General features: G+C 74.7%; 27 protein-coding genes. 14 read left to right on the top strand and 13 right to left on the bottom strand.

Translation table 11 applies throughout. The features are described from left to right. The first annotated feature begins 49 nt into the window (after window positions 1-49). Window positions 50-889 (top strand): dienelactone hydrolase family protein, encoded by an 840-nt coding sequence (locus AB0F18_RS22990; protein ID WP_362063545.1) that lies wholly within the window; start codon window positions 50-52, stop codon window positions 887-889. A 15-nt stretch (window positions 890-904) separates the two neighbouring features. Here the strand turns inward: AB0F18_RS22990 and AB0F18_RS22985 are convergent, their stop codons facing one another. The 3 genes from AB0F18_RS22985 to AB0F18_RS22975 all read right to left on the bottom strand — a co-directional run bounded on the left by AB0F18_RS22985 (window position 905) and on the right by AB0F18_RS22975 (window position 2,717). After that, a complete protein-coding gene (locus AB0F18_RS22985) occupies window positions 905-1,525 on the bottom strand; it encodes a 2'-5' RNA ligase family protein (protein WP_362063543.1) in 621 nt (206 codons plus the stop codon). Then, window positions 1,522-1,998: a hypothetical protein gene (locus AB0F18_RS22980; RefSeq protein ID WP_362063541.1), complete on the bottom strand. Its 477-nt coding sequence runs from the start codon at window positions 1,996-1,998 to the stop codon at window positions 1,522-1,524. Before AB0F18_RS22980 ends, AB0F18_RS22985 begins: the two co-directional genes overlap by 4 nt. 107 nt (window positions 1,999-2,105) lie before the next feature. Then, a complete protein-coding gene (locus AB0F18_RS22975) occupies window positions 2,106-2,717 on the bottom strand; it encodes a CAP domain-containing protein (RefSeq protein ID WP_362063539.1) in 612 nt (203 codons plus the stop codon). A 268-nt stretch (window positions 2,718-2,985) separates the two neighbouring features. Here AB0F18_RS22975 and AB0F18_RS22970 point away from each other — a divergent pair, with 268 nt between their 5' ends. From AB0F18_RS22970 to AB0F18_RS22960, 3 genes are read left to right on the top strand one after another with little or no spacing between them, the layout of a single operon-like run. Beyond that, window positions 2,986-4,356: an MFS transporter gene (locus AB0F18_RS22970; protein ID WP_362063537.1), complete on the top strand. Its 1,371-nt coding sequence runs from the start codon at window positions 2,986-2,988 to the stop codon at window positions 4,354-4,356. A 38-nt stretch (window positions 4,357-4,394) separates the two neighbouring features. After that, the gene (locus AB0F18_RS22965; RefSeq protein WP_362063535.1) at window positions 4,395-5,111 is read left to right on the top strand and encodes a response regulator transcription factor; all 717 of its coding nucleotides are present in this window, start codon (window positions 4,395-4,397) and stop codon (window positions 5,109-5,111) included. Beyond that, window positions 5,108-6,520: a HAMP domain-containing sensor histidine kinase gene (locus AB0F18_RS22960; protein ID WP_362063533.1), complete on the top strand. Its 1,413-nt coding sequence runs from the start codon at window positions 5,108-5,110 to the stop codon at window positions 6,518-6,520. The genes AB0F18_RS22965 and AB0F18_RS22960 overlap by 4 nt, the downstream gene beginning before the upstream one ends. Here AB0F18_RS22960 and AB0F18_RS22955 read toward each other — a convergent pair. The 3 genes from AB0F18_RS22955 to AB0F18_RS22945 all read right to left on the bottom strand — a co-directional run bounded on the left by AB0F18_RS22955 (window position 6,499) and on the right by AB0F18_RS22945 (window position 9,261). Beyond that, window positions 6,499-7,467, bottom strand: a complete 969-nt coding sequence (locus AB0F18_RS22955) for a TAXI family TRAP transporter solute-binding subunit (RefSeq protein ID WP_362063531.1) — start codon at window positions 7,465-7,467, stop codon at window positions 6,499-6,501. The two genes, AB0F18_RS22960 and AB0F18_RS22955, sit on opposite strands and share 22 nt — an antisense overlap. Window positions 7,468-7,515: 48 nt before the next feature. Continuing rightward, window positions 7,516-8,166: a cysteine hydrolase family protein gene (locus AB0F18_RS22950; protein ID WP_362063529.1), complete on the bottom strand. Its 651-nt coding sequence runs from the start codon at window positions 8,164-8,166 to the stop codon at window positions 7,516-7,518. Window positions 8,167-8,268: 102 nt separating this feature from the next. Then, window positions 8,269-9,261, bottom strand: coding sequence for a DJ-1/PfpI family protein (locus tag AB0F18_RS22945; RefSeq protein ID WP_362063527.1), 993 nt, complete (start codon window positions 9,259-9,261; stop codon window positions 8,269-8,271). A gap of 197 nt (window positions 9,262-9,458) precedes the next feature. Here AB0F18_RS22945 and AB0F18_RS22940 point away from each other — a divergent pair, with 197 nt between their 5' ends. After that, on the top strand, window positions 9,459-9,872 hold the full coding sequence (locus AB0F18_RS22940; protein WP_362063525.1) for a rodlin: 414 nt from the start codon (window positions 9,459-9,461) through the stop codon (window positions 9,870-9,872). A gap of 71 nt (window positions 9,873-9,943) precedes the next feature. Here the strand turns inward: AB0F18_RS22940 and AB0F18_RS22935 are convergent, their stop codons facing one another. Together AB0F18_RS22935 and AB0F18_RS22930 are read right to left on the bottom strand one after the other, a co-directional pair. Beyond that, complete coding sequence (locus AB0F18_RS22935; RefSeq protein ID WP_362063523.1) at window positions 9,944-11,125, bottom strand: cytochrome P450; 1,182 nt, start codon at window positions 11,123-11,125, stop codon at window positions 9,944-9,946. After that, window positions 11,122-11,832: a tRNA-dependent cyclodipeptide synthase gene (locus AB0F18_RS22930; RefSeq protein ID WP_362063521.1), complete on the bottom strand. Its 711-nt coding sequence runs from the start codon at window positions 11,830-11,832 to the stop codon at window positions 11,122-11,124. Before AB0F18_RS22930 ends, AB0F18_RS22935 begins: the two co-directional genes overlap by 4 nt. Before the next feature lie 384 nt (window positions 11,833-12,216). Between AB0F18_RS22930 and AB0F18_RS22925 the strand changes: the two genes are divergently transcribed. From AB0F18_RS22925 to AB0F18_RS22910, 4 genes are all read left to right on the top strand, one after another. Then, complete coding sequence (locus AB0F18_RS22925) at window positions 12,217-12,912, top strand: response regulator transcription factor (RefSeq protein WP_362063519.1); 696 nt, start codon at window positions 12,217-12,219, stop codon at window positions 12,910-12,912. Between the two features lie 87 nt (window positions 12,913-12,999). Next, a complete protein-coding gene (locus AB0F18_RS22920; protein ID WP_362063517.1) occupies window positions 13,000-15,099 on the top strand; it encodes a sensor histidine kinase in 2,100 nt (699 codons plus the stop codon). A 97-nt stretch (window positions 15,100-15,196) separates the two neighbouring features. After that, a complete protein-coding gene (locus tag AB0F18_RS22915; RefSeq protein ID WP_362063515.1) occupies window positions 15,197-15,358 on the top strand; it encodes a hypothetical protein in 162 nt (53 codons plus the stop codon). Window positions 15,359-15,541: 183 nt separating this feature from the next. Beyond that, entirely contained in the window at window positions 15,542-16,255 is a 714-nt protein-coding gene (locus tag AB0F18_RS22910) for a DUF4232 domain-containing protein (protein ID WP_362063513.1), read from the top strand. Between the two features lie 18 nt (window positions 16,256-16,273). Here AB0F18_RS22910 and AB0F18_RS22905 read toward each other — a convergent pair whose 3' ends face one another. Then, entirely contained in the window at window positions 16,274-16,981 is a 708-nt protein-coding gene (locus AB0F18_RS22905; protein ID WP_362063511.1) for a hypothetical protein, read from the bottom strand. Window positions 16,982-17,184: 203 nt separating this feature from the next. On the opposite strand from AB0F18_RS22905, the gene AB0F18_RS22900 reads away from it, so the two are divergent. Both AB0F18_RS22900 and AB0F18_RS22895 read left to right on the top strand, forming a co-directional pair. Further along, entirely contained in the window at window positions 17,185-18,144 is a 960-nt protein-coding gene (locus AB0F18_RS22900; RefSeq protein ID WP_362063509.1) for an SMP-30/gluconolactonase/LRE family protein, read from the top strand. A gap of 136 nt (window positions 18,145-18,280) precedes the next feature. After that, window positions 18,281-19,612 carry a cytochrome P450 gene (locus AB0F18_RS22895; RefSeq protein ID WP_362063507.1) on the top strand — a complete coding sequence of 444 codons (1,332 nt, stop codon included), beginning with the start codon at window positions 18,281-18,283 and terminating at the stop codon, window positions 19,610-19,612. Here AB0F18_RS22895 and AB0F18_RS22890 read toward each other — a convergent pair. Beyond that, a complete protein-coding gene (locus tag AB0F18_RS22890) occupies window positions 19,609-20,940 on the bottom strand; it encodes a DUF1266 domain-containing protein (protein ID WP_362063505.1) in 1,332 nt (443 codons plus the stop codon). The genes AB0F18_RS22895 and AB0F18_RS22890 overlap by 4 nt on opposite strands. Window positions 20,941-20,950: 10 nt before the next feature. Continuing rightward, entirely contained in the window at window positions 20,951-22,372 is a 1,422-nt protein-coding gene (locus tag AB0F18_RS22885; protein ID WP_362063503.1) for an amidase, read from the bottom strand. Window positions 22,373-22,490: 118 nt separating this feature from the next. Between AB0F18_RS22885 and AB0F18_RS22880 the strand changes: the two genes are divergently transcribed. From AB0F18_RS22880 to AB0F18_RS22870, 3 genes are all read left to right on the top strand, one after another. Then, complete coding sequence (locus tag AB0F18_RS22880; protein ID WP_362063501.1) at window positions 22,491-23,129, top strand: TetR/AcrR family transcriptional regulator; 639 nt, start codon at window positions 22,491-22,493, stop codon at window positions 23,127-23,129. Window positions 23,130-23,176: 47 nt separating this feature from the next. Further along, window positions 23,177-23,950, top strand: a complete 774-nt coding sequence (locus AB0F18_RS22875) for a maleylpyruvate isomerase family mycothiol-dependent enzyme (RefSeq protein WP_362063499.1) — start codon at window positions 23,177-23,179, stop codon at window positions 23,948-23,950. Between the two features lie 143 nt (window positions 23,951-24,093). Further along, entirely contained in the window at window positions 24,094-24,723 is a 630-nt protein-coding gene (locus AB0F18_RS22870; RefSeq protein ID WP_362063497.1) for a DUF5133 domain-containing protein, read from the top strand. A 19-nt stretch (window positions 24,724-24,742) separates the two neighbouring features. Here AB0F18_RS22870 and AB0F18_RS22865 read toward each other — a convergent pair whose 3' ends face one another. Together AB0F18_RS22865 and AB0F18_RS22860 are read right to left on the bottom strand one after the other, a co-directional pair. Then, window positions 24,743-25,951 carry a cytochrome P450 gene (locus tag AB0F18_RS22865; RefSeq protein WP_362063496.1) on the bottom strand — a complete coding sequence of 403 codons (1,209 nt, stop codon included), beginning with the start codon at window positions 25,949-25,951 and terminating at the stop codon, window positions 24,743-24,745. Window positions 25,952-26,111: 160 nt separating this feature from the next. Next, window positions 26,112-26,513: a ribonuclease domain-containing protein gene (locus tag AB0F18_RS22860; RefSeq protein WP_362063494.1), complete on the bottom strand. Its 402-nt coding sequence runs from the start codon at window positions 26,511-26,513 to the stop codon at window positions 26,112-26,114. Window positions 26,514-26,697: the final 184 nt, after the last annotated feature.

Raw genomic sequence — 26,697 nt, 5'->3', positions numbered from 1 at the left:
GGTCGGTAGGTTGATGCCGTCCAGGACGGTTCGACGGAAGGGAAGGACCGTGGCAGACCACGACCTGACCGGCTTCACCAAGAGCACGTTCACCCACGACGGAGCCACCCGCCGGGTGCTGCGCCGGGGCACGGGCCCGGCGGTGATCATCATGGCCGAGGTCCCGGGCATCACCCCCAAGGTCCTGGAGTTCGCGGAGCACGTCGCGGCGGCCGGCTGCACGGCCGTGCTCCCGGTGCTCTTCGGTACGCCCGGCCGGGACGCCAACCCCTCGACCGGGGGCTGGCCCAACGCGGCCCGCGCCATGGCCTCGACCGTGTGGCAGGTGTGCGTGAGCCGGGAGTTCACGCTGCTGGCGACGGGGCGCAGCTCGCGCGTGGTGCGGTGGCTGCGCGCGCTGGCCGCCGCCGAGCACGAGCGCTGCGGCGGGCCCGGGGTGGGCGCCGTCGGGATGTGCCTGACCGGCGGTTTCGCCCTGGCCATGGCCACGGACGAGCGGCTGGTCGCCCCGGTGCTGTCCCAGCCCTCGCTCCCGCTGGCGTGCACGGCGGGCCGGGCGGGCACGATCGACATCAGCCCGCGGGAGCTGGCGGTGGTCCGCGGGCGCTGCGAGCGCGAGGGGCTCCAGGTGCTGGGGCTGCGGTTCAAGGGGGACCGTCTGGTGCCCGGCGACCGGTTCGCGTTCCTGCGCCGCGAGCTCGGGGACGCGTTCCTGGCGGTCGAACTGGAGGACGGGGCGGCGAACCCGGAAAGTCCGCTTCCCGCGCACTCCGTCCTGACGGAGCACCTCGTCGACGAGCCCGGGCAGCCCACACGGCAGGCCCTGGACGCCGTACTCGACCTGTTCCGCGCGAAGCTGCTCGGCGAGGGGCCCGGCGCGGCCGCGTGAGGGCGGCCGCGCGCCTCAGACGTCCTCGGGGTGCCGGCGCACCTCCCCCGTACCCAGGCCGATCTCCAGGCGGGGCCGCATGGGCCCCTCGCCCCGGCGGGAGAGCAGGACGACCTCCTCGACCCGCGCCGACAGGGTGCCCAGGCGCGCCGCGCACTCGGCGGCCAGGGGCCCGGGGGTGCGGGTACGCCCGAGCGAGAGGTGCGGGGTGAACTGCGGGAACCGTCCCCGGCAGCGGGGGAAGGGCTCCGCCAGGGCCTCCTGGAGCGCCCTCCAGGGCGCCGGGCCGGCCGCTGCCGGGTCGAGCCAGACCGTGGCGTAGGCGCGGTGGCGGAAGGCGCGCACCCCGCTGAGCCGGACGTCGAAGGGCTCACACCGGGCGGTGGCGGCCGCCAGCAGCGGGGCCGCCGCCGCGAAGTCCGCCTCCGGGACGAAGCCGAAGACCAGGTTCACGTGCGGTGGCCAGCGGCGGATCTGGGGGTCGTGCTCGGCGCGGATGTCCTGGATGGCGGGCCACAGCCGCGCGGGCGGCAGCCATACGACGGCCGTCCGGGGCGTCGGGTCCACGTCCAGACGGCCGGGCACCCCGTCGAGGGGCGGGCCCACGGCGCCGGGCCCCCGGTCGTCCCGGTTCACCACACGAGCTTGTAGGTGACGTCCTTGTGCACGGGGGCCGGTGCGGTGTGCGTGTAGAGCAGCCGGATCACGGTGAAGCGCTGGACACCGGGGTGGGTGGGCCAGGGCCGCGGATCGCTCAGGGTGACCGTCACCGGGTAGGCGCGGAAACGGCCCGCCGCGCAGTAGGGACGGCAGTCGTTGACCATGTCGGTGCCGGTGGCGGTCGCCGTGGCGGCACCCCAGCTGTCCCAGTGGAGTCCGACCAGGCGGTTGTTGCCGTCCCCGCAGGCCAGGACGTACTCCTCGGGCTGCACCTGGGCCGCCGAGAAGCAGTCGACGACCACGACGGGATACGGGTCCGCCGGTGCGGGCGCCTGCGCGGCCGCGGGAGCCGCGACCGCCGCCAGGGCGGCCGCCGCGCACAGCAGGCCGGCCTTCCGCCCGCGCGGCCGGGCCGGGCGGACGCGCCGCCCGTCTCCTGAAGCGTCCACGAGCCCCTCCTCGCCAAGTCGGCTCCGCCGTCGGCGGTGCCGCCGTGTCCAGCTTTCCCCATCCGGGCGGGCCGCGCACCCGCTGGGGGCGGGGCGCGGCGGCGCCGTCACTGCTGGCAGCGCCCGAAGGTCACGACGTACGTACCGGCCCCGCTCGCACCGGCTCCGGCCGGGTCGGCCGCGCCGTCCTGGGCCCAGCTGCCGTACTCGCGCAGCGAGCCGTCGAGGATGATCGCGCGGTGGCCCGGGCTGTTCATCCACCAGGTGACGGCGGCCTTCGGGGTGCCCGAGGTGCCCCAGCCCGTGTACGTGATCTCGGCGACGGCCCAGGAGCGGGGGTTCGGGCAGTAGCCGGCGGCCTGGATGCGGCTCTGCGGGGTGGAGCCGGTCTGCGGGTTGCGGTGCGGGTCCTTGCCCGGGCCCCACCACTTCAGCTGCACGGCCGCCGCGGTGTGCTGCTGGGCCGCCGCCGTCAGGGACGCGTTGCCGGTCAGGGGCTGCAGTCCGCGCTGCGTGCGCTCGGCGTTGATGAGGCACGCCACGGCGAGCCTCGCCGCCTCGGCGCCGCCGCTCGGCGAACTGGTGGAGGCCGCGGGGTCGCAGTAGGCGGCCGACGCGGGCGCGGCCGCGACCGGTACGAGCGTGGCCGCGAGGCATCCGGCCGTCGCCAGGCTCAACGCGATCCGGGCCGGTGAAGCGAGTGAAACGGGTCTTCTCACGGGGTCCCACCTCCTGCGAACACGACAGGAACGAGGAATGTCGATCGGAATGGAGGCGCCCCAGCGCTGTGGCTTCCCGTCCCAGCCTGCCACCGTGCCCCGCCGACCGCCACGCGGCCCCGGGGCCGGCGGTGCTGCGCGGCTTTCTTAGCGGAACGTTAGATCTGGGTGCCGGGCCTTGTCCGGGTGCGGTGGCGGATCCAGTCTGGGCACTCCCCCGCACCGGGGTATCCACCCCTCCCATCAGGGACTTCCGTCTGGAGCCGCCATGTCCTCGTCCGCCGTCACGATCGGTCCCCCGCCCGGGGACGAGCGCCGCAGGCGCCGTCTCGCACTCGTCGGCGGGTCGCTGGGGAACCTCGTGGAGTGGTACGACTGGTTCGTCTACGCCAGCTTCGCCATCTACTTCGCCGATTCCTTCTTCCCCGGCGACAATCCGACCACCCAACTGATGAACACCGCGGGCATCTTCGCCGTCGGGTTCCTGATGCGTCCCGTCGGCGGGTGGATCCTGGGGCGGGCCGCCGACCGGCACGGCCGCAAGAGCGCGCTGACGCTCACCGTCACCATGATGTCGGTGGCCGCCCTGCTGATCGCCGTCGCCCCGACCTACGGCCAGGCCGGCTACTTCGGCGCCGTCGTGCTGCTGGTGGCGCGCCTGCTCCAGGGGATGAGCATCGGCGGGGAGTACGCGGCCAGCGCCACCTACCTGACCGAGGCGTCGGCCCGCGACCGGCGCGGGCTGGGGTCCTCGTTCCAGTACGTGTCGATGACCTGCGGCCAGCTTCTCGGCCTGGGGATCCTCATCACGATGCAGCACACGCTCACCAAGCAGCAGCTGGGCAGCTGGGGCTGGCGGGTCCCGTTCGTGCTCGGGGCGGTGTTCGCGCTCGTGGTGTTCTGGCTGCGGAGGCGGCTCCAGGAGACCGACGCGTTCACGGAGGAGGACGGGGAGCGCGACGACAGCGCCCGCGGCTCGCTCAAGGCGCTGTGGGAGCACCGGCGGCAGGCGGGGCTGGTCATGGCACTGACCCTCGGCGGCACGGTCGCCTACTACACGTACACCACCTACCTCACCAAGTACCTCGTCGGCAGCGCCGGCATGGCCAAGAACACGGCCACGCTGGTGAGTTTCACCGCGCTGGCGCTCTTCGCGGTGCTCCAGCCCTTCGCCGGGATGCTGTCCGACCGGATCGGCCGCCGACCGCTGCTGATCACCTTCGCGGTGGGCTGCACCGTGGGCACCTACCCGATCATGACCGCGCTCGGGTCGGCGTCCTCGTACTGGTCCGCGCTCGGCCTGTCCCTGCTGGCCCTGGTGATCGTCACCGGCTACACCTCCATCAACGCCGCCGTGAAGGCCGAGCTGTTCCCGACCCGCGTGCGGGCGCTGGGCGTGGCGCTGCCGTACGCCATCGCCAACGCGCTGTTCGGCGGCACGGCGGAGTACGTCGCGCTGTGGTTCAAGAACGGCGGGCACGAGAAGATGTTCTTCTGGTACGTGTCCGGGTGCGCCCTCGTCTCCCTGGTGACGTACGTGCTGATGCCGGACACCCGGAACACCGCGCTCAGCCGCTCCGAGGCGGACGGCGGGGCGGGCACCGGGGCGGCCACGGCCGCCGCCGGGGCGGCGCGATAGGCTGCCGGCCTGGTCGTGGCTGGTCTGGGGAGGTGGCGGTGCACGCGCTGCTCGTCGAGGACGACGACCGCATGGCCCGGGCCCTGGGCACCGCCCTCGCCCGGCGCGGGCACACCGTCCGCCGGGTGGGGCGGGCGCTGGACGCCCTGCGGCACGTCCACGAGGCCGAGTTCGTCCTGCTGGACCTCGGCCTGCCCGACCTGGACGGGCTCGAACTGCTGCGGCGGCTGCGCACCGTCTGCGACGCGCCGCTGATCGTGGTGACCGCGCGCTGCGAGGAGCGCGACATCGTGCAGGGGCTGCGGGCGGGCGCCGACGACTACGTGGTCAAGCCGTTCCGGATGGCGGAGCTGATCGCCCGGATCGACACCGTCCGCCGCCGGACCGGCCGGCACCCCGGCCGGCCGGGCGACGGTGCGGCGGCTGCCGGGAGGCCCGTGCGCGCCGGGGACGTGGAGGTGGACCCGGCCGGGCGGACCGTCACCGTGGCCGGGAGCGAAGTGCGGCTGACCCGGCGGGAGTTCGACGTGCTGGCCTTCCTCGCGGCCCGACCGGACGAGGTGCACCCGCGCGAGGTGATCCTGGACCGGATCTGGGGCGACGCCTTCCTCGCCGCCTCCCGCTCCCTGGACGTGCACGTGGCGGGGATCCGCGCCAAGACGGGCCGTCCCGGCCTGGTCCGTACGGTGCGCGGGTTCGGCTACCAGCTGGGCGCGTCCCCGGCCGCGGACGCGCAGCGGGACCAGGGGCGGTGAGGCGCAGGCTGCTCGCGGTGCTGATGGTGCTCATGGGGGCCGCCGCGCTGCTGCTGTGCCTCCCCCTGGCCGATGCCTACGCGCGGGGGCGCACCGAGCACCTGCTGCTCCAGCGGCGTTCGGAGGCCGTGCGGTTCGCCGACCTCGCCGACCGGGCGGGCAGCGAGGCCGACCGGGCGGAGCTGTCCGCCGAGATCGGCCGGTACGCGCAGCTGTACGGGGCCGAGGTGGCCGTGGTCGACGCGGCCGGGGCGACGGTGGCGCGGGCCGCGGGGGCGGGGCCCGCCGCGGGCCCCCCGCTGCCGGAGGCGGCGGACGCCGGCCGGCGCGCCCTCACCGGGCGTTCCACCGACCGGCTGCCGACGGTCCGCCCCTGGGGCCCGGACCGGGTGGTGCTCGCCGAGCCGGTGGGGCGGGACGAGCGGGTCAGCGGGGCGGTGCTGATGACCGTGCCCACGGACGCCGCCCGCCGGGACGTGACGGCCCGCTGGTCGCTGATCGCCGCCGGGGCGGTCGCCGCCTTCGCCGCGGCGGCCCTGGTGGCGGCGGGGATCGCGCGCTGGCTGATGCGGCCGGTCCTCGACCTGGACCGGGCCGTGGAGCGGCTGGCGGCCGGCAGTCTGCGGGCCCGTGCGGTCTCCGACAGCGGTCCGCCGGAACTGCGGCGGCTGCGGCGGCACTTCAACGCGATGGCGGAGGCCGTCGCCGAATCCCTCGGCCGCCAGCGGGACTTCGTCGCCGACGCCTCCCACCAGCTGCGCAACCCCCTGGCCACACTGGTGCTCCAGCTGGAGAACGTCGAACCGCACATCACCCCCGGTCCCGGCCTGGACGAGCACGCCCGGGCCCTGGAGGAGGCGGAGCGGCTGGAGGAGCTGCTGGACGGGCTGCTGGCGCTGGCGCGGGTGGAGTCCGGGACGGCGGAGCTCGCGGACCAGGACCTGGCGCGGGCGGTACGCGGACGGGTGGAGGCCTGGGCCCCGGTGTTCCGTGCGGCGGGGCTGGAGCTGGCGGCCGCCGGCCTGCACGGGGAGCTGTGCGTCCGCGCCCTGCCCGACGCGGCGGGGCGGATCCTGGACGCGTTCCTCGACAACGCGGTGAAGTTCGTGCCGCGCGGCGGCCGCGTGGAGGTGCGGGTCTCCCGCACGCCGGGCGGGGAGGCCGTCGTACGCGTCGCGGACGACGGGCCGGGGGTTCCGGCGGACCAAGTGGACCTGCTGCTGCGGCGTTTCACCCGCTCCCCCGAGCACCAGAACGTGCGCGGCAGCGGACTGGGGCTGGCTATCGCCGAGGAGATCGCCCGTATCAGCGGCGGCCGGCTCGACGCCGGCCCGAACGCCCCGCACGGCCTGGTCTTCGCGTTCCGGCTGCCGTCGCCCCAGGCCGTTCAGCCGTACACCGAGCGGTAGTAGGCGGCCGCCCCCGGGTGGAGCGGCACCGCGCCGGTGGATATCGCGAAGCGGGGTTCCAGCCGCACGCCCGCCGTCACCTCCCGCAGCAGGTCCCGCCGGCGGTCGAAGAGCACCCGGAGCAGTTCGCCCGCCGGGCTCACCGCCACGTCCTCGCGGGCCAGGAGGTAGTTGCCGACGCCGATGGTGCCCACCGGTCCGGTGAGGCCGTAGGCTCCGGCGGGCAGGGTGACCGCCGTGTAGACGGGCCCGTAGCGCTCGCGGAGCGCGCCCGCGTAGCCGTCCAACGGGAGGAAGCGCAGGGGGAGTTCGCGGGCCAGGTCGGTCAGTGCCGGGGTGGGGACTCCGCCGGACCAGAACACGGCGTCGACCGTGCCCGCGCGCAGTGCAGCCGCCGACTCGGCCAGGCCCAGCTGCCGCTCGTCCGCCGGTGCCGGGCCCCCGGTCAGCCCGGCGGCGCCCAGGAGGCGGCCCGCCAGCACCTGCACCCCCGATCCGGCGGCGCCGGCCGCGAGCGGGCGCCCGGCCAGGTCGGCCACCGAGCGGGCCGGGCCGGCGGCCGGGACCAGCAGGTGCGTGTAGTTCACGTAGACGCGGGCCAGTGCCGTCACCGGGGCCCGCCGGGCGAACGGTTCGCGCCCCAGGGCGGCGTCCTCGGCCGCGTCGGCCATGGACAGCGCGAGGTCGACGGAGCCCTCGTCCAGCCGGCGCAGGTTGTCCACGCTCGCGGCGGTGGCGACCGGGACGACCTCCAGCCGGCCCCCGCTCTCGGCGACGGCCCGGGCCAGGGCCCGGCCGAAGGCGTTGTACGGGCCGCCCTGCGGCCCGGTCGCCAGCCGGAGCCTCGGCACGGGGCCGGAGCGGCCGGAGCACCCGGCGAGGGCCGCGGCGACCGCGCCGAGCCCGGCGCCCATCAGGCGCCGGCGTCCGGTCACTGCACTGGTCACGGCGGCAGTCTAGGGGGTGTCCGGCGGATCAGGGCCGGGCCCGGGCCGTCACGCGCCGAGGGCCTCCGCGGTGGGGACGACCACGCCGAACATGTCGGTGATCGTGGTCAGCGCGGCGGCCTGGAGGGCCGCGGCGGGCAGGACGGTGCCGTCCGGGGCGGTCAGGGCGCGGGTGGCGGTGGCCTCGGCGACGACGGTGGGCCGGTAGCCGAGGTTGAAGGCCTGCTGGGCGGTGAAGGTGATGCACATGTGCGTCATGAACCCGGCCAGGACGAGGTCCTTGCCGCTGCCCGCGCCGAAGCCGAGGCCCTCCAGGGTCTTCTCCAGCTCGGTGGCGTGGAAGGCGTTGGGGAACTGCTTGACCACGACCGGCTCGCCGTCGGCCGGGGCGACCTCGTCGCTGAGGGCGCCGACGTGCTCGGCGAGGTCGTACGGGCTGCCCTCGCCGCCGTCGTGGACGATGTGGACCACGGGGGTGCCGGCGGCGCGGGCCCGCTCCAGCAGGCGGGCGCCGGCCGCGACGGCCTCCTCGGCGCCCTCCAGGGCCATCACACCGGTGCGGTAGGTGTTCTGAAAGTCGATCATGATCAGGACGGACTCGCCCAGCCGGGCCGGCCGGTCGTCCAGTCCGCCCAGCTCCCGCAGGGTCGCGGACGCGGTGACGGTCGTGGTGGTCTTCGCGGTGGTCGTGGTGCTCATCGGATGCCTCTCATGGGGATGCGGGTCGGGTGGCAGGGCAGGGCGAAGCGCTCCGCCTCGCCGTGTGCCGAGGGGATGGGGGGTGCGGGGTCGGTCGGGGGGTCAGGCCGTCCGGGTGCGGAAGCGGCGCCGGTAGGCCGCCGGGGTGGTGGCGAGCTGCCGCCTGAAGGCCCGGTGCAGGGTCTCCGCCGAGCCGAGTCCGGACGTGGCCGCCACCTGGTCGAGGGGGCGGTCCGTGGTTTCCAGCAGGCGCCGGGCCAGTTCGACGCGGGCCGCCTCGACGTAGGCGGCGGGGCTGGTGCCCGTCTCCTGTTTGAAGACGCGGGCGAAGTGCCGTTCGCTCAGGCACATCCGGGCGGCCAGGGCCGGCGCGGACAGGTCGGCGTCGGGGTGGTCGGCGATCCACAGCCTCAGTTCGTCGATCTCCCGGCGCGCGGCGGCCGGACGGCTGAGCGGTACCGAGAACTGGCTCTGGCCGCCCTGCCGTTTGAGGTACATCACCAGCTGCCGGGCCACGTCGAGCGCGGTCTGCTCGCCGAGGTCCTCGGCCACCAGGGCCAGCGCGAGGTCCAGGCAGGCGCTGATCCCGGCCCCGGTCCACAGCCGGCCCCGGTCGGTCCGTACGAAGATCGGGTCCGGGTCGACCGTGACGGCGGGGTGGTCGGCGGCCAGCTGGGCGGCCGTCGACCAGTGGGTGGTGGCCGTCCGCCCGTCCAGCAGACCGGCGGCGGCGAGCAGGTGGGCGCCCACGCACACGGACGCCACGCGCCGGGCGTGCGGGGCGGTCTCCCGCACCCAGGCCACCACCTCGTCGTCGATCCGGGCGACGGGACCGTCCTCGGCCATGTCGACCGCGCCCGGCACGAGCAGGGTGTCCACCTCCGCGCCGACGTCGGCGAACGCCACGTCGGTCAGCAGCCGTACGCCCGCCGAGGTGCGCACCGCGCCGGCGGCCGGTCCGGCGAGGCGGACCTCGTACCCGGCCCGGCCCGCGGTCTCGCGGTTGGCCAGCGCGAAGACCTCTGCGGGTCCGGTGACGTCGAGGAGGTCGACATCGGGGAAGACCGCGATGACGACACGGTGTGCGGTGGGCATGGGCCCATCCTGCCCGCGCCCGCTCCATGGCCGCAATGACGCTTCCCCGTCACATTCGGACACGGTGTTCGCGCCGGCCCCGTACGGGTGGCCCGTCGATCGGGTGACTCAGCGCCACCCTTCGCGAAGGACACCCGTTACCCAGGACGACCTCCCCGGCCGGGGACGGTCCTCCGTCAGACAAGGAACCCTTGAGCATGCTGAAGAAGATGATGGTCACCGCCGCAGCCACCGCAGCCGCGATCGGCGCGGGCGCTGCCGCTGCCGCCCCGGCCATGGCCATCGGCAACGACAACGGGGTCAACACCGTCAACGGCAACGGTGCTCAGCAGATCTACGGCAACCAGAAGACCGCGGGCGACATGAGCCCCCAGCTCGGCCTGGTCCAGGGCACCCTCAACAAGCCCTGCATCGGCCTGCCGGCCAAGGTCAACGCCCAGTCGCTGGTGGCCCTCATCGCCAACGTCGGCGTCCAGGACATCAACGTCCTGTCCAACCCGCAGAACCAGCAGTGCACCGAGAACTCCACCCAGGCCAAGGGCGACGAGTCCCTCTCGCACATCCTGAGCAACATCCCGGTCCTCTCCGGCAACCTCTCCGCCGGCAGCTGAACGGCAGAGGCCCCCCGCCCCGCGTCCGGGGTGGGGGGCCTCGTCGTGCCGTCAGCGGTGTCGGTGAGCGGTTACCACATCACCGGCAGGCGCTCGGGCAGGCGCTTCATGAAACCGGTGCGCCACACGAGCTGTTCGACGGGGACCGCCAGCCGCAGCCGGGGCATCGCCGCGAGGACGGCGCGCAGGCCGATCTCGGCGTGCTTCTTGCCGAGGGCGGTGGCGGGGCAGTAGTGGGAGCCGCCGCCGAAGGAGAAGTGGGCGGAGGAGTTGGCCCGCGTGAAGTCGAGGCGGTGCGGGTCCGGGAACACGGAGGGGTCGAAGTTGGCGCCCTCGGGCAGGACGAGGACCAGCTCGCCCTTCTTGACCTCGACGTCGCCGAGGGTCATGTCCTCCATGGCGAGGCGGGGCAGCCCGTCGCCGATGGAGAGGTTGATCCGCAGGAGCTCGTCCACGGCCTGGGGCATCAGCTCCGGGTGGTCGGCGAGGTGATCGGCCTCCTCCGGGTGGGTGAGCAGGGTGACCAGGGCCATGGCGAGGAAGCCGGCCGTGGAGATGACGCCCGCGCCGAACAGGGTGACGCCGACGGTCGCGAACATCTCGTCGGAGACGTGCTCGTAGCCCTCGGTGCCGCGCAGCTTCGCGAGGTCGCCGACGAGGCCCTGCTCGGTGTCGTCGAGTCGGGCGGTCATGTAGGCGATGTCGCGGTCCCAGTTCAGCCGGGCCGCGGGGATCTCCCGGGGGCTGTTCATGAACGCGATCGGCAGCGACTCCGACAGCAGCGGGGCGGCCTCCTGCGGGATGCCGAGGATCTGGCAGTGCATCGCCTCCGAGAACGGGTCGGTGAACATGGCCCGGATGTCCACGGGGGCGCCGTGGCGGAGCATCCGCTCGACCAGCTCGGCGGCGTGCCCCTCCATCCACTCCTGGAGGCCGGGGGCCTTGGGGTTGATCGCCTTCATGACGGCCTTGCGCAGGCCGGCCCCGGTGATGTTGCCCATGTTGTTGACGACCTCGGGCGGGATCGTCAGCGCGTACTGGCGCGGCACGCCCGGGTCGGAGGTGTTCTTCAGGCTGAAGCGGTCGTCCTCCAGGACCTGCTTGACGAGCTCGTACGAGGAGACGAGCCAGGCCTCGGATCCGGCGATGGTGCGCACCTTCACCACGGGGGCGAGTTCGCCGATCTGGGCGGGCAGGTGGGTGCCGTCCCACGTGAAGGGGAAGTCGAGGATCGGCTCCGCGTGGGTGGTCACAGCTGGTCTCCTTCGGTGGCGGGGGTGACGACGGCGTGGCCCTGGTTGCGGGAGGCCCGCAGGCCGGCGCCGCGCGAGTACAGCAGGTCCGCCATCGGCAGCGCCTGGTGGTAGCAGTTCAGCGACGAGGGGACGCCGAGGATCGCGGGGGTGTCGAGGAACAGGGGTGCTTCGGCGCACACGTAGTCGAGGCAGACCTTCCGCTGGTGTGCGGTGGCCTGCTGGCCGCCGAGCACCTTCGAGGAGAGGAAGATGTCCACGAGTTCGTTCGCTGTCTGGGCGAACGCCGGATCGGTACTGAGCCGGTCCAGCAGGTCCGCGTGCATGCGGTCGTAGGCGGGGATCCCCTGGAGGGAGGACATCGGTCTGCCGCGCAGCCGGGTGCCCGACGGGTCGATGTCGGCCACCGCGTTCGTCACTTTGGCGCGCACGCCGCGCAGGTTCTTGATTGTTTTACGACGGGCCTCGTCCTCCGGATAGCCCATGGCCACATACATTTCGGCCACGTGCAGGTCGGTGTAGATCAGGTCGGCCTGCCGGAAGTTGTCCAGGGCCCATTCGGCGAGCGCGTGTACGCGCTGGGCGGAGAAGTAGGAGTTGCCGGGCGAGATGCCGATGACGGCGTGGTCGCCCTCGCCGGCGATGACCTGGCAGTGCGGGGTGTAGGGGTCAACGCGGAAGGCGCTGGTCCAGGTTGCTGTTGTCATGGGAGTGGTCACGTCCCTGTCGCCGCGATTCCCCGATCGGACCCCGTGTCCCGGGTGCGGCGGCGACGTGCAGAACCTATCCGCAAAGCACGGCTCCGGTTGGATTACCGCACAGTTCGTCTCAATTTCTGGACTCGGATGGGGCCCCAGTCAATTACCGTGACCTGCGGGGTTGTTGTTCTGCCCTGCAAGGTGACGGTCAGACAGGATCCCTGGCTCATTAACACCTTTCCGCTACAAGATCTCCGGATGGGTCACATGTTCCGCGTGGCCGGAAGGCGGGTCCGAAAGTGACCTGTCACCCGGGGCGGCGGCCGTCACCCCCGGCCACGCCGGACGGGGTCAATGACCGGCCGTCACGATGTAATCACACATAGTGGACATATGCAGTCCGAGGAGAATCAGGTACGCGTGGTGATCGTCGAGGACCACCCGCTGTTCCGCGAGGGGCTGAGGTCGGCGCTGGAGAGCGCCGACGACGTCCACGTGGTGGGCGAGGCCCGGACGCTCGCCGAACTGCCCGGGGCGGTGGCGGCGGGCCGGCCGCAGGTCGTGGTCATGGACCTGTCCCTGCCGGACGGCTCGGGCATCGAGGCCACCCGGCGGCTCGCCGAGGAGCAGCCGGGGGCGGCGGTGCTGGTGCTGACCATGGCGGACGACGACGGCACCCTCCTCGCCGCCCTGCACGCGGGCGCGCGCGGCTACCTGGTCAAGGGCGCCGGCCGCGAGGAGGTGCTGCACGCGGTGCGCACGGTGGCGGCCGGCGGTGCGGTCTTCGGCCCCGACGTGGCCACCCGGATCGCCGCCCTGGTCACCGGCGGGCCCCGGCGCGCCGAGCGGGTCTTCCCCGCCCTGACCTCCCGCGAGGTGGAGGTGCTGGACCTGGTCGCCCGGGGCTACGACAACCGCCGGGTCTCGCGCGAGCTGTTCGTGGCGGAGAAGACCGTACGCAACCACCTCACCCACATCTTCGAGAAGCTCGACGTCGCCAGCCGGGCCGAGGCCGTCGCCCGGGCCCGGGACGCGGGGCTGGGCGTGACCGGGGACGAAGAAGGCCGGGGCGGGGGCGGGGGCAGCTGAGAACGGGACCCTGACGGGACCCCGGTCCCTTCCGCCCGGGACGGCGCCGGCCCCACCCTGGCGGGATACCTGCTCCTGGAGGGCGTCATGGACGAGGCGGCAGCGTACGGGCGCCGGCAGCCGGGACTGCCCGGCCCGGTCTCCACGGTGTGCCTCGTCGCGCTCGCCGCCACGGCCCTGTGGTTCGTGCTCCGCTTCCTCGACGCCGGGGTCCCCCGGCTCCAGCGCTCCGGCTTCTCCGATTTCGCGGCCAAGGAGCTCCTGTGCCTGGGCACCGTCCTGTTCGGGGCGCTGGTCATGGCCCGCTCCCGCGCCCGCCCGCTGGGCTGGCTGCTGCTGCTCGCCCCGACGGCCGTGCTGGTCGCCGAGGCGGCCCTGGCGTCGGGGGCGGCGCTGGGGGTGTCGGGGGCCCCGGCCGCCGTGCTGATGCTGGGCAGCGTGTTCGGCGAGGCCGTCTGGGACACGGCGGTCCTGACGCTGCCGCTGTGGCTGCCGTCCGGGCGGCTGCCCGGGCGCGTGGCCGGCCGGGTGCTGCTCGCCTCGGCCGCCGCTTGGGCGACGGCCGAGACCTGGTGCGCGTACGCCGTCAGGGACCCGTACGGCATGTCCTCGCCGTTGGACGCGGGCGCGTGGGAGGGGTTCACCGGGGCGGTGTGCGCGTTGCTGCGCCCGCTCGCCGGAGTCCCGCACCCGGTCCTGCCGCTGCTCGCGGCCGCCGTCATGGCGGCCCGCCTGCCCGGCTGCCGCCGGCGCGGGGAGGCCCTGTGCGGGGCGCTGCTGTGGCCGCTGCTGACGGTGTACGCGGCCGTGTACGTGTGCACCAACGTGGTCGCGTACCTCTACGAGGACCTGGGCGAGGAGGCCTCCGAGCTGATCCTGTACCTCCCGGTGGTGTTGTGGCCGCCGGCGATCGCGTACGTGTTCGTCCGCGACCACGCCTGGCAGCCGGCCCGCCCCGTGCGCCGGGCCCCGCTGCCGCTGGTGTGGGTGACCGGGGCGGTGGTGGCGTACGTCCTGTTCGTGCTGCCGCTGTCGGGCTGGCTCTCCGCCGCGCCCGTCGCCTTCGGGCTGCTGCTCAGTCTGGGCGCGCTGGCGGCGGGCTTCGGCGCCCCGTACGCGATGCGCCGGGTGATGCTGGCGGCCGACCGCAACGTCCAGGGCGAGCGGGCCCGTTCCTACCGGGCGGTCCGGGAGCTCGCCGGGCGGCTGAGCGCGGCGGTGCGCCCGGACGTCGCCCCGCGGCTGCTGTGCGACACGGTGGCGGAGGCCCTGGCCCTGCCGGCCGTCCGGGTCAGCCTGACGACCAGTGACGGGCCGCGGGTGGCGGCGCTGCGCGGCGAGGCCCCGCAGGCGTGGTGGCAGCGGTTCCCGCTGCGCCACGAGGACGCCGTCATCGGCTGGCTGGAGGTGGGCCGGCGGGCGGACGACGGGGAACTGGCGCCGCTCGACGCCGGGGTGCTGCGGCTGCTCGCGGACCAGGCGGCGCCGTCGGTGGCCTTCCTGCGGCTGTACGAGGACCTCCAGGCGAGCCGGGAGCGGATCGTGCTGGCCCGGGAGGAGGCCCGCCGCCAGATCCGCCGCGACCTGCACGACGGGCTGGGACCGGCCCTGTCCGGGCTCCGGCTCCAGCTCGACACCGTGCTGGCGGCCCTGCCGGCGGAGGAGGAGGTGTCCCGGCGGCTGGGGATGGTCTCCCAGGGGGTGGCCGAGGCCATCGGTGAGCTGCGCCGGATCACCGACGGGCTCACCCCGGAGGCCCTGGACCGGGGCGGCCTCGGTGCGGCCCTGCGGGTGCTGTCGGGGAGCCTGGCCGGGCCGCGGCTGGCGATCGGTACCGTGCTGGAGCCGGACCCGCTGCCGCCGTTGCCCGCGGGGGTGGAGGTGGCCCTGTACCGGATCGCCGCCGAGGCCCTGCACAACGTCGTGCGGCACGCGCGGGCGGGGCGGGCCCGGCTGTCGGTCCGGGTGGGCGGGGGGCGGGTGGTGGCGGAGATCGCCGACGACGGTACGGGCCTGGTCGCGGACTCCGGCCGGGGCGGGCTGGGGCTGCGGTCGATGGCCGAGCGGGCCTCCGAGCTGGGCGGCACCCTGACGGTCGGCCCGGCCCCGGGCGGCGGCACGCTCGTACGGGCGGACCTGCCCCTGCGGGCCCGCCGGGAGGACCCGGACGGGACCAGGGACTCATGAGGCCGGGACGGCGGGCGGGCCACAGTCTTCGGTGACGGATCCCCCGTCCCGCCGTCCGGTCCCGGGCGGCGCGCCCCGATCGTCGGAGGACTTCACCATGCCCCCCAAGCCCTGCAACCGCCGGATCGAACCCGCCCTGGTCGGACTCGTCTCGGGGACGGCCGCCGCACTCGCCCTGCTGGGCCTGCGCCGCTGGCGCGGCAGATCCGGGGCGGCTGCTGCCAAGCCGACCCGTCGCTGTCCGAACCCGCCGTGCTGAACGCGGACGACGCGCCCCTCCCCGCCCGGCGGGGAGGGGCACCGCCGGGCGGGTACGCCGTACGTCCTGGTCATGTCACGAAACCGCCACAGCGCCGGCGCCGGGGAACCCGGGCCGGGAGCGGTGCGTGTCCGTCGACGCGAGTGCCGGCGCGGGACCGGTCGTGAACCTCGGGAGCACCCCATGCAGTACACAGCAGGTCTTCGGCGCACCGCCACGGCACTGGCGGCGGCCGCGGCGGCCACCGCCCTGATGACGGGCTGCGGTCCGACCGGTGACGGGGACGCGGCCGCCCAGCCGTCCTCCCCGCCGGCCGCTTCAGGACCGGCCGTGCCGACGCCCGCCGGCGGCGGCACGGGCGGCTCCGGCGGGTCCTCCTCCACCGGGGGCGGCACGGGCGGCGGCAGCGCGAAGCCGACGCCCTCGGAACCGGGCGGCGGCGGCAAGGCCAAGGCCTGCACGGCCGACGACGTCAAGGTCTCCCCCGCCCACCAGGCCGATGTCCGCCCGCCGGGCACCGGAACCGGGGCGGCGCTGGTCTCGGTCACCAGCACCTCGTCGCACACCTGCACCCTGCTCGGCTTCCCGCAGGTCGCCGGGGCGGGCAACGGCTCGCCCGACAAGAACCTCCCGCTGGCCACGACCAACAGCGGTACGGCGTCCCCGGTGTCCCTGACGCCGGGCACGAGCGCCTGGACGAAGCTGACCTTCGTCAACGTCCAGGGCGAGGCCGACGGCTACTGCGTCTCCGGCTCGACGCCCGTCAGCTTCCCCAGCCTCGTCATCCGCGTCCCGGGCGCGGGCTCGCACCAGATCACCATGGACGACGGGGGTGTCGTCGCGGAGTGCGACAACAAGGTGACCGTCACGCCCTTCTCCCTGACGAAGCCCTCCTGACGAGGTCCTCCCGGCCGGTCAGGAGATGCCGTACCACTGGCTGCCCCAGCCGGTGTTGATCGTGCCGGTGGACTGCTCGGAGAGGTTGAGGGTGGGCGGCAGCGAGGTCTGGCCGGTGAGGACCGTGCTGTAGCGCAGGGCGGGGGGCGTCAGTCCCGCGTTCACCGAGATGCCGGCGCCCGTGGACTTCAGGGTCAGGGCGTTGGTGGCCCAGTTGCCGTTCAGCAGGAGGGCGATGAAGTAGGTGCCGGCGGGGGCGGGGAACGGCTTGCCGAGGGGCAGCGGCTTGGCCACCGGGTCCGTCATCAGCTGGGGCGAGACGTCTGCGGTGGACGCGACCAGCTTGCCCGTGGCGTCGTACACGCCGAGGTAGCAGTTGGAGAGCTGGGCGTTCGGGTCGATGCCGGCCAGGCCCAGCCAGACGTTGGACCAGGTGATCTGCCGGCGCAGGACGACCCGGACGAGGGTGATCCGGCCGCCGACCCCCGCGGCCGACTGGGCGGTGACGTGCCCCGCGTCGTTGGGGTCGCCGGTCCAGGCCAGCAGGTTCTGGTCCTGCGGCCGGGGGCCCTCGTACTCGGAACCGCCGCCCTGCCCGGGGACGTTCACCGCCGCCGAGGGCGCCGGCGCCACGTGCGGGCCGCCGTCCGACGAGGTGCACCCGGACAGGGCGAGCAGCGCTGCGAGGGTGGCGGCGAGGCCGGCGGTGGTGGTACGGGTGCGCATGGTCCCCCCATGTGGTGCGGATGTGCCGGGGGTCATCGTCACATGGGCCCCTGTGGTCTCGGTAAGCACCCGGTGCGCGGCCCCGGCGGGGGTGCGGTTCCGGCCTGCCGGGGCGGGAGTTCGGCCGGGAAACGGTCGGCCCGGGAGGGTGTGCGGGCCGATACTGCACGGGGCGGACCGGACCGGGCCATGGAGGGGAACCGATGGGGTCGAGCAGGCTGTTGGGCACCGCTGCGCGTCGGGCGAGGCGCGGTGCGGCCGCGTTGGCGGTGTGGGGGGCGCTCGGGGCGGGGGTCCTCGTACCCGCCGCGCCCGCGCAGGCGGCGCCGCGGTGCGCCTCCGCCGGGGCGGGCGGGCCGGTGCAGGTGGCGTACGTCCCGGACTGGGTCGAGTCGATCGCCGTGGACGGGCGGGGCCGGATGTTCGCCACCGCGTACTTCAGCGGCCGGGTCTACCGCATCGACGCGCCGGGCGCCGCTCCCGTCGCGCTCACCGGGAACGTCGGGGCCAACGGCGGGATCGTCGTGCGCGCGGACGGCCGGCTGCTCGTCGGTACGGGCAACGACCTCGCGCACTCGCTGACCGGGGACGTACTGCCGGTCTCGGAACTGCTGGAGGTGGATCCCGAGACCGGGGCCGTGAGCGTCTACGCCTCGGGGCTCGGCGGTATCGACGGGGTCGCGCTCGCACCCGACGGGACGGTGTACACGACGACCCTGGGCGGTACGGGCATCGGCCGGGTCACCCCGGACGGGCGGGTGGATCCCCTCTGGGCGCGGGTGCCCCTGCCGAACGGGATCGCCGTGTCCCCGGACGGGGCCGAGGTGTACGTCGTCCAGACGACCCTGTCACCCGGGGTCTACCGGATTCCCGTCGGGGATCCGGGGCACCCCCGGCGGTGGGTCTCCACGGCCGGTACCGACGCGCTGGCCCTGCCGGACGGGCTCACCCTCGACGGGCTGGGCCGGCCGCTGATCGCCACGCACGCGGCGGGCGAGGTGTGGCGGGTCGAGGACGGGGCGGTGTGCGCCGTGGCGTCGGGGCCGGCGCTGCGCCTGTCCACGCAGATCGTGTACGGGCGGGGCGGGGACGGGTTCGCCGCGGGGCGGCTGTACCGGGCGGGGGTGGACGGGCGGATCTACGAGGTACCGGTCGGGGGCTGACCCGGCGCGGCCGGATCCGGTCCGGGCCCGCGCCGGAAGATCCGTACGGCGGGTACGGGGGCACCGGTCCGCGTACAGTCCGTGATGTCCAGCACCTCTCGAAGGCCGGGGTCAACGGCCGGACAGGAGAAGCCCCGTGGCCACAGACGCCGCTCCCGCGCAGCTCCCCCAGCAGCCGACCGGACCGGGCGGCCGGCCCGTTCCCGAACTGGACCCCGCGGTGGTGGAGCGGTGGCGTGCCGGGGGAGGGGAGCTGGTCGACCTGCTGGCGCTGGCGCGCGAGGGGCTCGGCGGTGTCGCCGCCTTCCGGCTCGGGCCGCGTCCCACCGTCCTGGTCACCGGGCCGGAGGCGGTGCAGCACGTGCTCGCCCTGCATCCGGACCGGTACGTCAAACGCTCCCACCGCGCACGCCTGCTGATCGGCGACGGGGTCCTCGCGGCGACGGGCGAGGCCTGGAAACGGCAACGGCGGCTGCTCCAGTCGCAGTTCACGGGTACGGGGATGCGCCGATACGAGCAGCGGATCGCCGGCGCGGCCCGGGCCACGGCCGGACGCTGGGCCGGGTACGCGCGCACCGGGGAGGTCTTCGACGTCGGCGAGGAGATGCGCCGTTTCGCCCTGGACACCATCTGGCGCGCCCTCACCGGGCATCCCCTCGATGAGGCCACCGCCCGCGAACTGGCCTCCGTGGGCGCCGTGATGGCGGCCCTGCCGACCCTGCCGGCCGATGCCGTCGAGGCCCGGGACTCGGTGGCCGGCGAGCTCGCCCGGATCGACGCGGTGGCCCGGGCGGCGGTGGCGGCGGCCCGCACCGGGGAGGCCGGGCCCGACGGGCCGGGACTGCTGCAGGTGCTGGTCGACGCCTCGAAGGAGCGGCCCGAGTACACCGACGAGCTCGTCCGCGACGAGCTGGTGACCCTGCTGGCGGCCGGGCACGAGACCACCGCCACCACCCTCACCTGGCTCTACTTGCTGCTCGACCGGCACCCGGAGGCCCGTCAGGAGGCGCTCGCGGCCGGCGGGGAGGGTTCGCCGGAGCGCAGGGAGGCGGTCCAGGCGCTGGTCAGCGAGACCCTGCGGCTGTACCCGTCGGCCTGGATCCTGCCCCGGTACACGGCGGAGGCCGACATCGTGGCCGGGTACGCGGTGGAGGCGGACAGCGACGTGCTGGTCTGCCCGTACCTGACGCACCGCGATCCCGCGCTGTGGCCGGACCCCGAGCGCTTCGACCCGCGGCGTTTCACGGCCGACGGCGGCCGTCCCGGCGGGACGGGCACCTACCTGCCCTTCGGGATCGGTCCCCGGGCCTGCCTGGGCACGCAGTTCGCGCTGCGGGAGTCGACGGTGCTGCTGGAGCACCTGCTGCCCCTGTACGTTCCGGTCTTCTCCTCCGTCCCGGCCGGGGCCGCGTACAGCCTGACCGTCCGCCCCGACGGCCCGGCCCCGGCGACGCTCGCCACGACCTAGACCCAGGGGAGGGTGCGCCAGGGGCTGGCGGGGTCGGTGGTCAGGACGCGGTGGGTGGCGAGGACCGACTCGTACCAGTCGCCGAACTCCTCGTCGTCGAAGTGGAGGCAGCGGCCGAGGACGTACGCGGCGGAGAAGTCCTCCCACGAGCGGTAGGCGGACTGGACGAGGCGGCCGGCGCTGACCACCGCCGCCTCCGCCTCCGCGAGGGTGCACAGCCGGGCGGCGAGGCCCCAGCGGGCCATGCCGGAGGCCCGGCCGTGGTCCCAGGCTTCGACGCTGCGGACGTAGCCCCCTTCGGGCAGCAGTCCGTCGGCGCGGAAGCGTGCCTCGTAGCGGGTGATGCGGCCGATCAGCCGCTGGACGCCCGCCACTTGGCCGTCGAGCTCGGCCGGGGACACGGGGCTGCCCTGGGTGACCCCGTCCGGGGTCAGCCGGGGCTGCGCGGCCGCCTCGGCGCGGCGGCGCAGCACGTTTCCGGCGGCCTGGCGCCAGTGGTCGGCGTCGACGGGCCCGGCGAAGTCGAGGGCCATCTGGCGGCGCAGCTGGAGGACGAACTCCCAGACCCCGCTGACCATGTCGGCCGCGAGCAGCCGCCGCAGGCTGTCCTGCCACTCCTCGCGGGTGGTGACGCCCCACCAGCGCTCCAGCATCCGCTTCTCATCGGTGTACCCGCGGCCGTGGTAGGCCAGGGAGTTCCAGAAGCGGCCGTTGGCCACCGCGATGTGGGCGCCGACGGCCAGGCCGAACGCGACCCGGCCCGTGAGGGGTCCGCCCTGCTCCAGGGTGTGGATGACGTCCCCGGCCGGCCCGTGCTCCTCCACCGCGGCGTCGTGCCGCTGCCACAGCTGCCGGCCCTCCGGCCCCGCGGGCAGCACGCCCTCGCACGGGCTGCCGGGGTTGACGACGAGGTACGGGGGGTCCTGCGGCTGCCACACCCGGGCGAACCAGCCCAGGGTGTAGCCGTTGTAGACCGGGTCGGGCAGCGGCTCCGGCAGCATGCCGGCCGTGTAGACGGCCAGGCACATGGTCTGCGTCTGCGGGTTCCAGTACGGGTGGAAGCGGCTGTCGCCCGAGCTCGTGTCGGCGTAGGCGCGCGACTGCATCATGTACAGGTCCGCGCGGGCGACGAGGTCGTAGTACGCGGGCCAGTCCGCGCGCGCCTTCGCCTCGTACAGCCCGCGCTCGATCGCGCTCGGCGCCTGCCAGCCCGGCGGGCCGAACGCGCCCGGCGGCCCGAACCCGCCCGGCGCGCCGAACTCACGCGCGCCCGTCCCGCCCTGCCACGCCGGCAGGGCGCCTCCCTCGTGCCCCGTCGTCAACCCCATGGGGGAAACCCTAACCGGCGGCCCGGGGGTCGACGGGCGTGAGGACCCCGAGGCGGTCCTCGACGGCCTGGGCGGCGTCCAGGCACAGGTCCTCGCGGAAGGCGCGCCCGATGATCTGCACCCCGCAGGGGAGCCCGTCGCGGAGTCCGGTGGGGACGGCCACGGCGGGGACGCCGACGAAGCTGGTCGCCGTGCACAGGCGCATGCCGGAGGCGACCCGGTCGCGGCCCGCCCGGTCGCGCGACTCCAGCCCGGGCTCGACGGGCGGCTCGGTGAACGAGGGGCCGAGGACCAGGGGGTGGGTGTCGAGGAAACCGGCCCAGGAGCGCCGGAGGTTCAGCCAGGTGCCCATCAGCTTCACGAGTTCGGCGGCGGTGGCGGGCGGGGTGCGTTCCATGGCCAGCTGGATGTAGCGGTCCCCGCCCTCGCCCAGCAGGGTGCGGACCGCCGGCCAGGACGGGGCGAACTCGGTGAGGGTGATGCGGTCGTACGCGTCGAGGGTCTCGTCGAGCCGTGGTACGTCGGGGACTTCGCACACCTCGTACCCGGCGTCGGCGAGCGCGTCGGCGGCGTCCGCGACGGCGGCGCGGACGGCCGGGTGGACTCCCCGGCCGCCGGGGTCCGCCACCACGGCGACCTTCACGGGTCCGGGCAGCGGGGGCCCGTAGGCGGGGACGGGGACGGCCCTCGGGTCGCGCGGGTCGCTGCCGGCCAGTGCCTCGTAGGCCAGGCGCAGGTCGGCCACGGAGCGGGCGAGCGGGCCGTCGGTGACGAGCATCTGGGAGGCCGGGCCGGGGTCGTCGGGGCCGAGTACGCGGTGGTCGGCGGGGAAGCGGCCGGTGGTGGGCTTCAGTCCGGCGACCCCGCAGAACTGGGCGGGGACGCGGATGGAGCCGCCGGAGTCGTTGCCGAGGCCGAGTGCCGCCATGCCGGTGGCGACGGCGACCGCGTCGCCGCCGCTGGTGCCGCCCGGGGTGCGGGAGGGGTTCCAGGGGTTGACGGTGTCGCCGAAGAGCTCGCTGCGGGTGTGCATGCCGGCGAGGATCAGGGTGGGGATGTTGGCGTGGCCGATCGGGATGGCCCCGGCGGCGCGCAGCCGGGCGACGGGGGGCGCGTCGGCCGCGGCCACCAGGTCGCGGAAGCGGGGCACCCCGAAGGTGGTCGGCACGCCTTCGACGGGGGTGGTCTCCTTCACCGTGAAGGGGACCCCCGCGAGGGGGCCGAGTACTTCGCCGGCCGCGCGCCGGCGGTCCGTCAGGGCGGCGTCCGCGCGGGCCCGTTCCGCCATGAGCTGGGTGACGGCGTTCACCGTCGGGTTGACCTCGGCGATGCGCTCCAGATGGCTCTCGACCAGCTCGGCCGCGGACACCTCGCCGTCGCGCACGGCTGCCGCCTGCTCGGCGGCGGTCTTCTGCCACAGGGCTTCCCGCATGGGTGGCACTCTCCGTCCTCGTTTCGATGCGCTTGCATCGGAACCATATACGGGAACCGATGCGGCCGCATCGAATAAACTGCGCGGGTACGGCAGTGGACGGGGAGGCGAGGGGACTGTGCCAAGGCAGGTGGACCACGAGGAGCGGCGCCGGCTGATCGCCGAGGCCGTGTGCCGGCTCGCCGACGAGAGCGGGCTGGAGGGAGTGACCCTGCGCGACGTCGCCGGGCGGGCCGAGGTGTCGATGGGCGCCGTCCAGCGCTGTTTCCGCACCAAGGAGGAGATGCTCCGGTTCACCCTCGGGTACATCGGCGAGCGGATCGCGGAACGGGTACGGGCCCGGCTCGTGCGCAGCCCCGCCCAGTCGGCCGCCTCCGCCCTGGGCCACGCGGCCACCGAGGTCGCCCTGCTGCACGAGGACCACCGCGCGGAGGCCCGCGTCTGGCTGGCGTTCGTCGCGCAGGCTGCCGTCAGCGCACCGCTGGCCGAGACGCTCCGCACGAACTACGCGGCCCTGGAGGCGGTGTTCGCCCGGCTTCTCGCCGAAGCGGCCGAGGGCCTCTCCCTGCCCGCACCCCCGGACCCGCGGCAGGAGGCGCGCACCCTCCTCGCCCTCGCCGACGGCCTCACCACGCACGTCCTCATCGGGCACCTCACCGCGCGACAGGCCCGCGAGGTGCTGCACGCGCACCTGGCGCGGCTCTGGCCGGACGGCGGCGCGGGCGGAGCCGGTGGAGGGCCGCCGCCCGGGCTGTGAAAGAGTGCCTGAGGCATCGAACCGACAGGCCGGAAGGGCTTCCCAGCATGAACACAGCCGACCAGCTCGACCACGGGGCGGCCGTGGCGGCGGAGACCGCCCGGTTCGCGGACCTCGTCCGGGGCGCCGACATGGCGGCCCCCGTCCCCACCTGCCCCGGCTGGAACCTGGCCGACCTGGTCCGGCACGCCGGGAGCGTGCACCGCTGGTTCTCGGTGCTGCTGCGACAGCGCATCCAGGCGCCGCCGACCAGCCGTGACGTGGACCTGCGCCTGCCGGAGCGGACGGAGGACTACGCCGACTGGCTGGCGCAAGGCGCCGCCGAGACCGCGGAGGTGTTCGCGTCCACCGACCTGAACGCGCCGATGTGGGTCTGGGGAGCCGACGGCCACGCCCGGTTCTGGGTACGCCGGATGCTGTTCGAGACCTTGGTGCACCGGGTCGACGCGGAGCGCACGCTGGGGCTTCCCTCGGCCGTCGACCGGGCGCTCGCGCGGGACGGCGTGGACGAGTTCCTGGTCAACCTGCCCTTCGCCGGCCTCTTCGCGCCCAAGGTGGCCAACCTGCGCGGAGCCGGCCGGAGCATCCGTTTCGAGTGCACCGACACCGACGGCTCGTGGCTGGTCCGGCTGCGCCCCGACGGCTTCGGCGTGGTCCCGGACGGCGCCGCGGACGAGGAGCCGGCCGAGGCCGTGGTCCGGGCCCCGGCCGCCGACCTCCTGCTGCTGCTCTACGGCCGTCTGGACCGCTCGGCGGCGACGGTCGCGGCCGACGGGGACGACGAGCTGCTGGACCTCTGGTTCGCCAACTCGGAGTTCTGACACCGCCGCGGCGGACGGGACACGCGATGCGGAACGTCAGCGGGTGTGTCAGCGTGGGAGAGGACACGTCCCGCGAGGGGCGGGCAGGCCTGACGTGCTTCTCGTCGCCGCGTCGCGCGGCCTCGGGCTGAAGGGATCCTCTCGTGCCGTCTCCCGGTGATCCGCCCTCCCCCGCCCCGGCCCTCGCGGCCGAGGTCGCTCCCGCCCGGGGAGGACCGCCCGGGGAGAGCCCGACCCAGACGTGGGCGGTGGGCCTGCTGATGGCGGCGGCCCCCTGCTCGGTGCGCGAGGCGAAGCAGATCCTGCTGGCGGCGGCCGAGCTGGCCCGCGTCACCTCGGTGGAGGTGGCGGCGGCGATGGTCGCCGGCACCCTGGGCATGCCGGTGCCCGTACGGATCGAACGGGCCCTGCGCCGGGCCCTGGAGGCGGCCCGCACCCCGGCCCGCCCGGGGGTGGTCCAGGCGGTCGGGATCCAGCCGAGCCGGCTGCGCACCGAAGAGGTGCTGTCCCGGCTGCGCGGCTGCCAGGCCCGCCTGGCGGCCGCCCCCACGGACCCGGGCACCCTCAGGGCGATGGACGACGTCGCCTACACCCTGTGCGTCCTGATGGGCCGCCCCAGCACGCACCAGGCGGTGCTGGCCGCGGAGGCCCACCTGGCGGCCGACTCCGATGCGGCCGCCTCCGATGCGGCAGCCTCCGATGCGGCAGCCCGCGATTCGGCAGCCCCTGGGTCGGCCGCCTCCGGGGAGAAGAACTCCCGGAGCCCCGGCTGACGGGGCCCCGGGACACGGGTCACCAGCTGACGGGCAGCTGCTTCACCCCGCGGATCAGCATGCCCGGGATCCAGGGCAGCTTCGCCTCGTCGGCGTCACTGGTGAGCTCCGGGAAGCGCTCCAGCAGCGAGCGCAGGGCTATCCGGCCCTCCAGTCGGGCCAGCGGGGCGCCGAGGCAGTAGTGCAGGCCGTGGCCGAACGCGATGTGGCCGCGGGCGTCCCGGCGGATGTCGAAGCGGTCGGGCTCATCGAAGCGGGCCGGGTCGCGGTCCGCGTCCGCCATGGTGATCAGGACGGTGGAGCGCTTCGGGATCACCACTCCGCCCATCTCCACGTCCTCCAGGGCGAGGCGCTCGGTGCAGGTCTCGACCGGGCCGTCGTAGCGGAGCATCTCCTCGATCGCACCGTCGAGCAGGCCGAAGTCAGCGCGCAGGTCGGCGAGCTGCTCGGGGTGGGCGAACAGCGCGCGCATCCCGTTGCCGATCATGTTGACGGTGGTCTCGTGACCGGCGATGAGCAGCAGGACGCACATGCCGATCAGCTCGGACGGCGAGAGCCGGTCGCCGCCCTCGTCGACGGCGTGGATCATCGCGCTGAGCAGGTCGTCGCCGGGCTCGGCGCGCTTGGCCTCGATGAGCCCGGTCAGGTACGCGATCATCTCCCCGTAGGCGGCGGCCTCGGCCTCCGGGCTGGTGCGGGCGACCGCCTCGTTGGACCAGCCGCGGAAGGCGTCGCGGTCCAGGCCGGGCACGCCGAGCAGCTCGCAGATGACGGTCATAGGCAGCGGGAAGGCCAGGGCCTCCAGGAGGTCGCCCCGGCGCTCCTCGTTCGCCTCCATGGCGTCGAGCAGTTCATCGGTGATCTGCTGGATGCGCGGCGCCAGTTCCTCGATGCGGCGCGGGGTGAACGCCCGGGCCACCAGGCGGCGCAGCCGGGTGTGGTGCGGCGGGTCGGCCATCAGCATGTGGGCCAGCGCCGGATTGTCCTGCTCGACGTTGATGATCTGGCTGATGTCGCCGGAGCGGAGCCAGTCGCGGCTCAGCCGCGGGTCGTTGAACGCCGTGCGGCAGGCCTCGTACCCGACGATGAGCCACAGCTCCTCGCCGTCCGGCGTGCGGACGTGGTGGACGGGTCCGCGCTCGCGCAGCTGCGCGTAGACGGGATACGGGTCGCGGACGAAGTCCGGGCTCAGCTCCAGCAGATCGACCGTCTCGGTCCCAAGCGCCATTGCAATCCCCCTGAATGCACGTGTTGCCCTGCATGGTCACACGCCGATGCGTGTGTACGCCACACAGTAGTCATGAAGCGGCCGTGGCGGGCGACCGGGCCCTCCCCCACGCGCCGCGGAGGCGGTGGGGAAGGGCCCCGGGGGAAGCGCCGTTCCGTTGTCAGCAGCCGAAGTTGATACGCCGGAAGGTGGCGTAGTGATCGGCGGTGTAGTAGTCCTCCTGGTACTGCTGCCCGGTGACGATCCGTCGGGCGCCACGTGTCGACGAGCCGGGCGTGATCACGGTGTACTCGTGGTAGTAGCCGGTCGTTCGGGCCGGCAGTACGCGCTCGCGGTTCTGGAAGACGATGCCGTCCTGGGAGTACGGGAACGGGCCGTCCTGGTCGATGAGTTCGAGGGTGTCGTAGGCCTCGGCGGGCAGCGCGGAGTAACAGATGCTGCCGACCGAGGCCACGACGGCGGGGGCGGCGGCGGGGGCGGCCGTGGCGGCCTGACCGGTGAACAGGGTGGCGGCGAAGGCGGCCGCGGCGGCTACCGCCGCGATGCGTGGGGGAATCCTCATGCGCCCCACACAACGCGCGTAGAGCGGGAGGCGTCAACGCCAACCAGCCCTTGTTCCCCGGCCGTTCACCGAGGTGGCACCGGGTGCGGAGCGAACTCACCGGCCCTTAAGCCCCCGTTCTCCTGAGGGCGCCGCTCCGCTTCGGCACGGGCCGCCCGCCGCCCGCCGCCCGCCGCCGGCGGCC

This window comes from Streptomyces sp. NPDC029216, from assembly GCF_040648015.1.
Classification (GTDB): Bacteria; Actinomycetota; Actinomycetes; order Streptomycetales; family Streptomycetaceae; genus Streptomyces.
The sequence above is the reverse complement of the archived record's forward strand: the minus strand, read 5'-3'. Positions and strand labels throughout refer to the sequence as shown.

What these genes read in the sequence shown, in the direction of transcription:
- AB0F18_RS22910 (WP_362063513.1), top strand. Translation starts at nt 15,542, where the DNA reads ATGCAGTACACAGCAGGTCTTCGGCGCACCGCCACGGCACTGGCGGCG.
- AB0F18_RS22940 (WP_362063525.1), top strand. Translation starts at nt 9,459, where the DNA reads ATGCTGAAGAAGATGATGGTCACCGCCGCAGCCACCGCAGCCGCGATC.
- AB0F18_RS22865 (WP_362063496.1), bottom strand. Translation starts at nt 25,951, where the DNA reads ATGGCGCTTGGGACCGAGACGGTCGATCTGCTGGAGCTGAGCCCGGAC.
- AB0F18_RS22915 (WP_362063515.1), top strand. Translation starts at nt 15,197, where the DNA reads ATGCCCCCCAAGCCCTGCAACCGCCGGATCGAACCCGCCCTGGTCGGA.
- AB0F18_RS22950 (WP_362063529.1), bottom strand. Translation starts at nt 8,166, where the DNA reads ATGAGCACCACGACCACCGCGAAGACCACCACGACCGTCACCGCGTCC.
- AB0F18_RS22905 (WP_362063511.1), bottom strand. Translation starts at nt 16,981, where the DNA reads ATGCGCACCCGTACCACCACCGCCGGCCTCGCCGCCACCCTCGCAGCG.
- AB0F18_RS22900 (WP_362063509.1), top strand. Translation starts at nt 17,185, where the DNA reads ATGGGGTCGAGCAGGCTGTTGGGCACCGCTGCGCGTCGGGCGAGGCGC.
- AB0F18_RS22885 (WP_362063503.1), bottom strand. Translation starts at nt 22,372, where the DNA reads ATGCGGGAAGCCCTGTGGCAGAAGACCGCCGCCGAGCAGGCGGCAGCC.
- AB0F18_RS22930 (WP_362063521.1), bottom strand. Translation starts at nt 11,832, where the DNA reads ATGACAACAGCAACCTGGACCAGCGCCTTCCGCGTTGACCCCTACACC.
- AB0F18_RS22925 (WP_362063519.1), top strand. Translation starts at nt 12,217, where the DNA reads ATGCAGTCCGAGGAGAATCAGGTACGCGTGGTGATCGTCGAGGACCAC.
- AB0F18_RS22860 (WP_362063494.1), bottom strand. Translation starts at nt 26,513, where the DNA reads ATGAGGATTCCCCCACGCATCGCGGCGGTAGCCGCCGCGGCCGCCTTC.
- AB0F18_RS22945 (WP_362063527.1), bottom strand. Translation starts at nt 9,261, where the DNA reads ATGCCCACCGCACACCGTGTCGTCATCGCGGTCTTCCCCGATGTCGAC.
- AB0F18_RS22875 (WP_362063499.1), top strand. Translation starts at nt 23,177, where the DNA reads ATGAACACAGCCGACCAGCTCGACCACGGGGCGGCCGTGGCGGCGGAG.
- AB0F18_RS22920 (WP_362063517.1), top strand. Translation starts at nt 13,000, where the DNA reads ATGGACGAGGCGGCAGCGTACGGGCGCCGGCAGCCGGGACTGCCCGGC.
- AB0F18_RS22970 (WP_362063537.1), top strand. Translation starts at nt 2,986, where the DNA reads ATGTCCTCGTCCGCCGTCACGATCGGTCCCCCGCCCGGGGACGAGCGC.
- AB0F18_RS22890 (WP_362063505.1), bottom strand. Translation starts at nt 20,940, where the DNA reads ATGGGGTTGACGACGGGGCACGAGGGAGGCGCCCTGCCGGCGTGGCAG.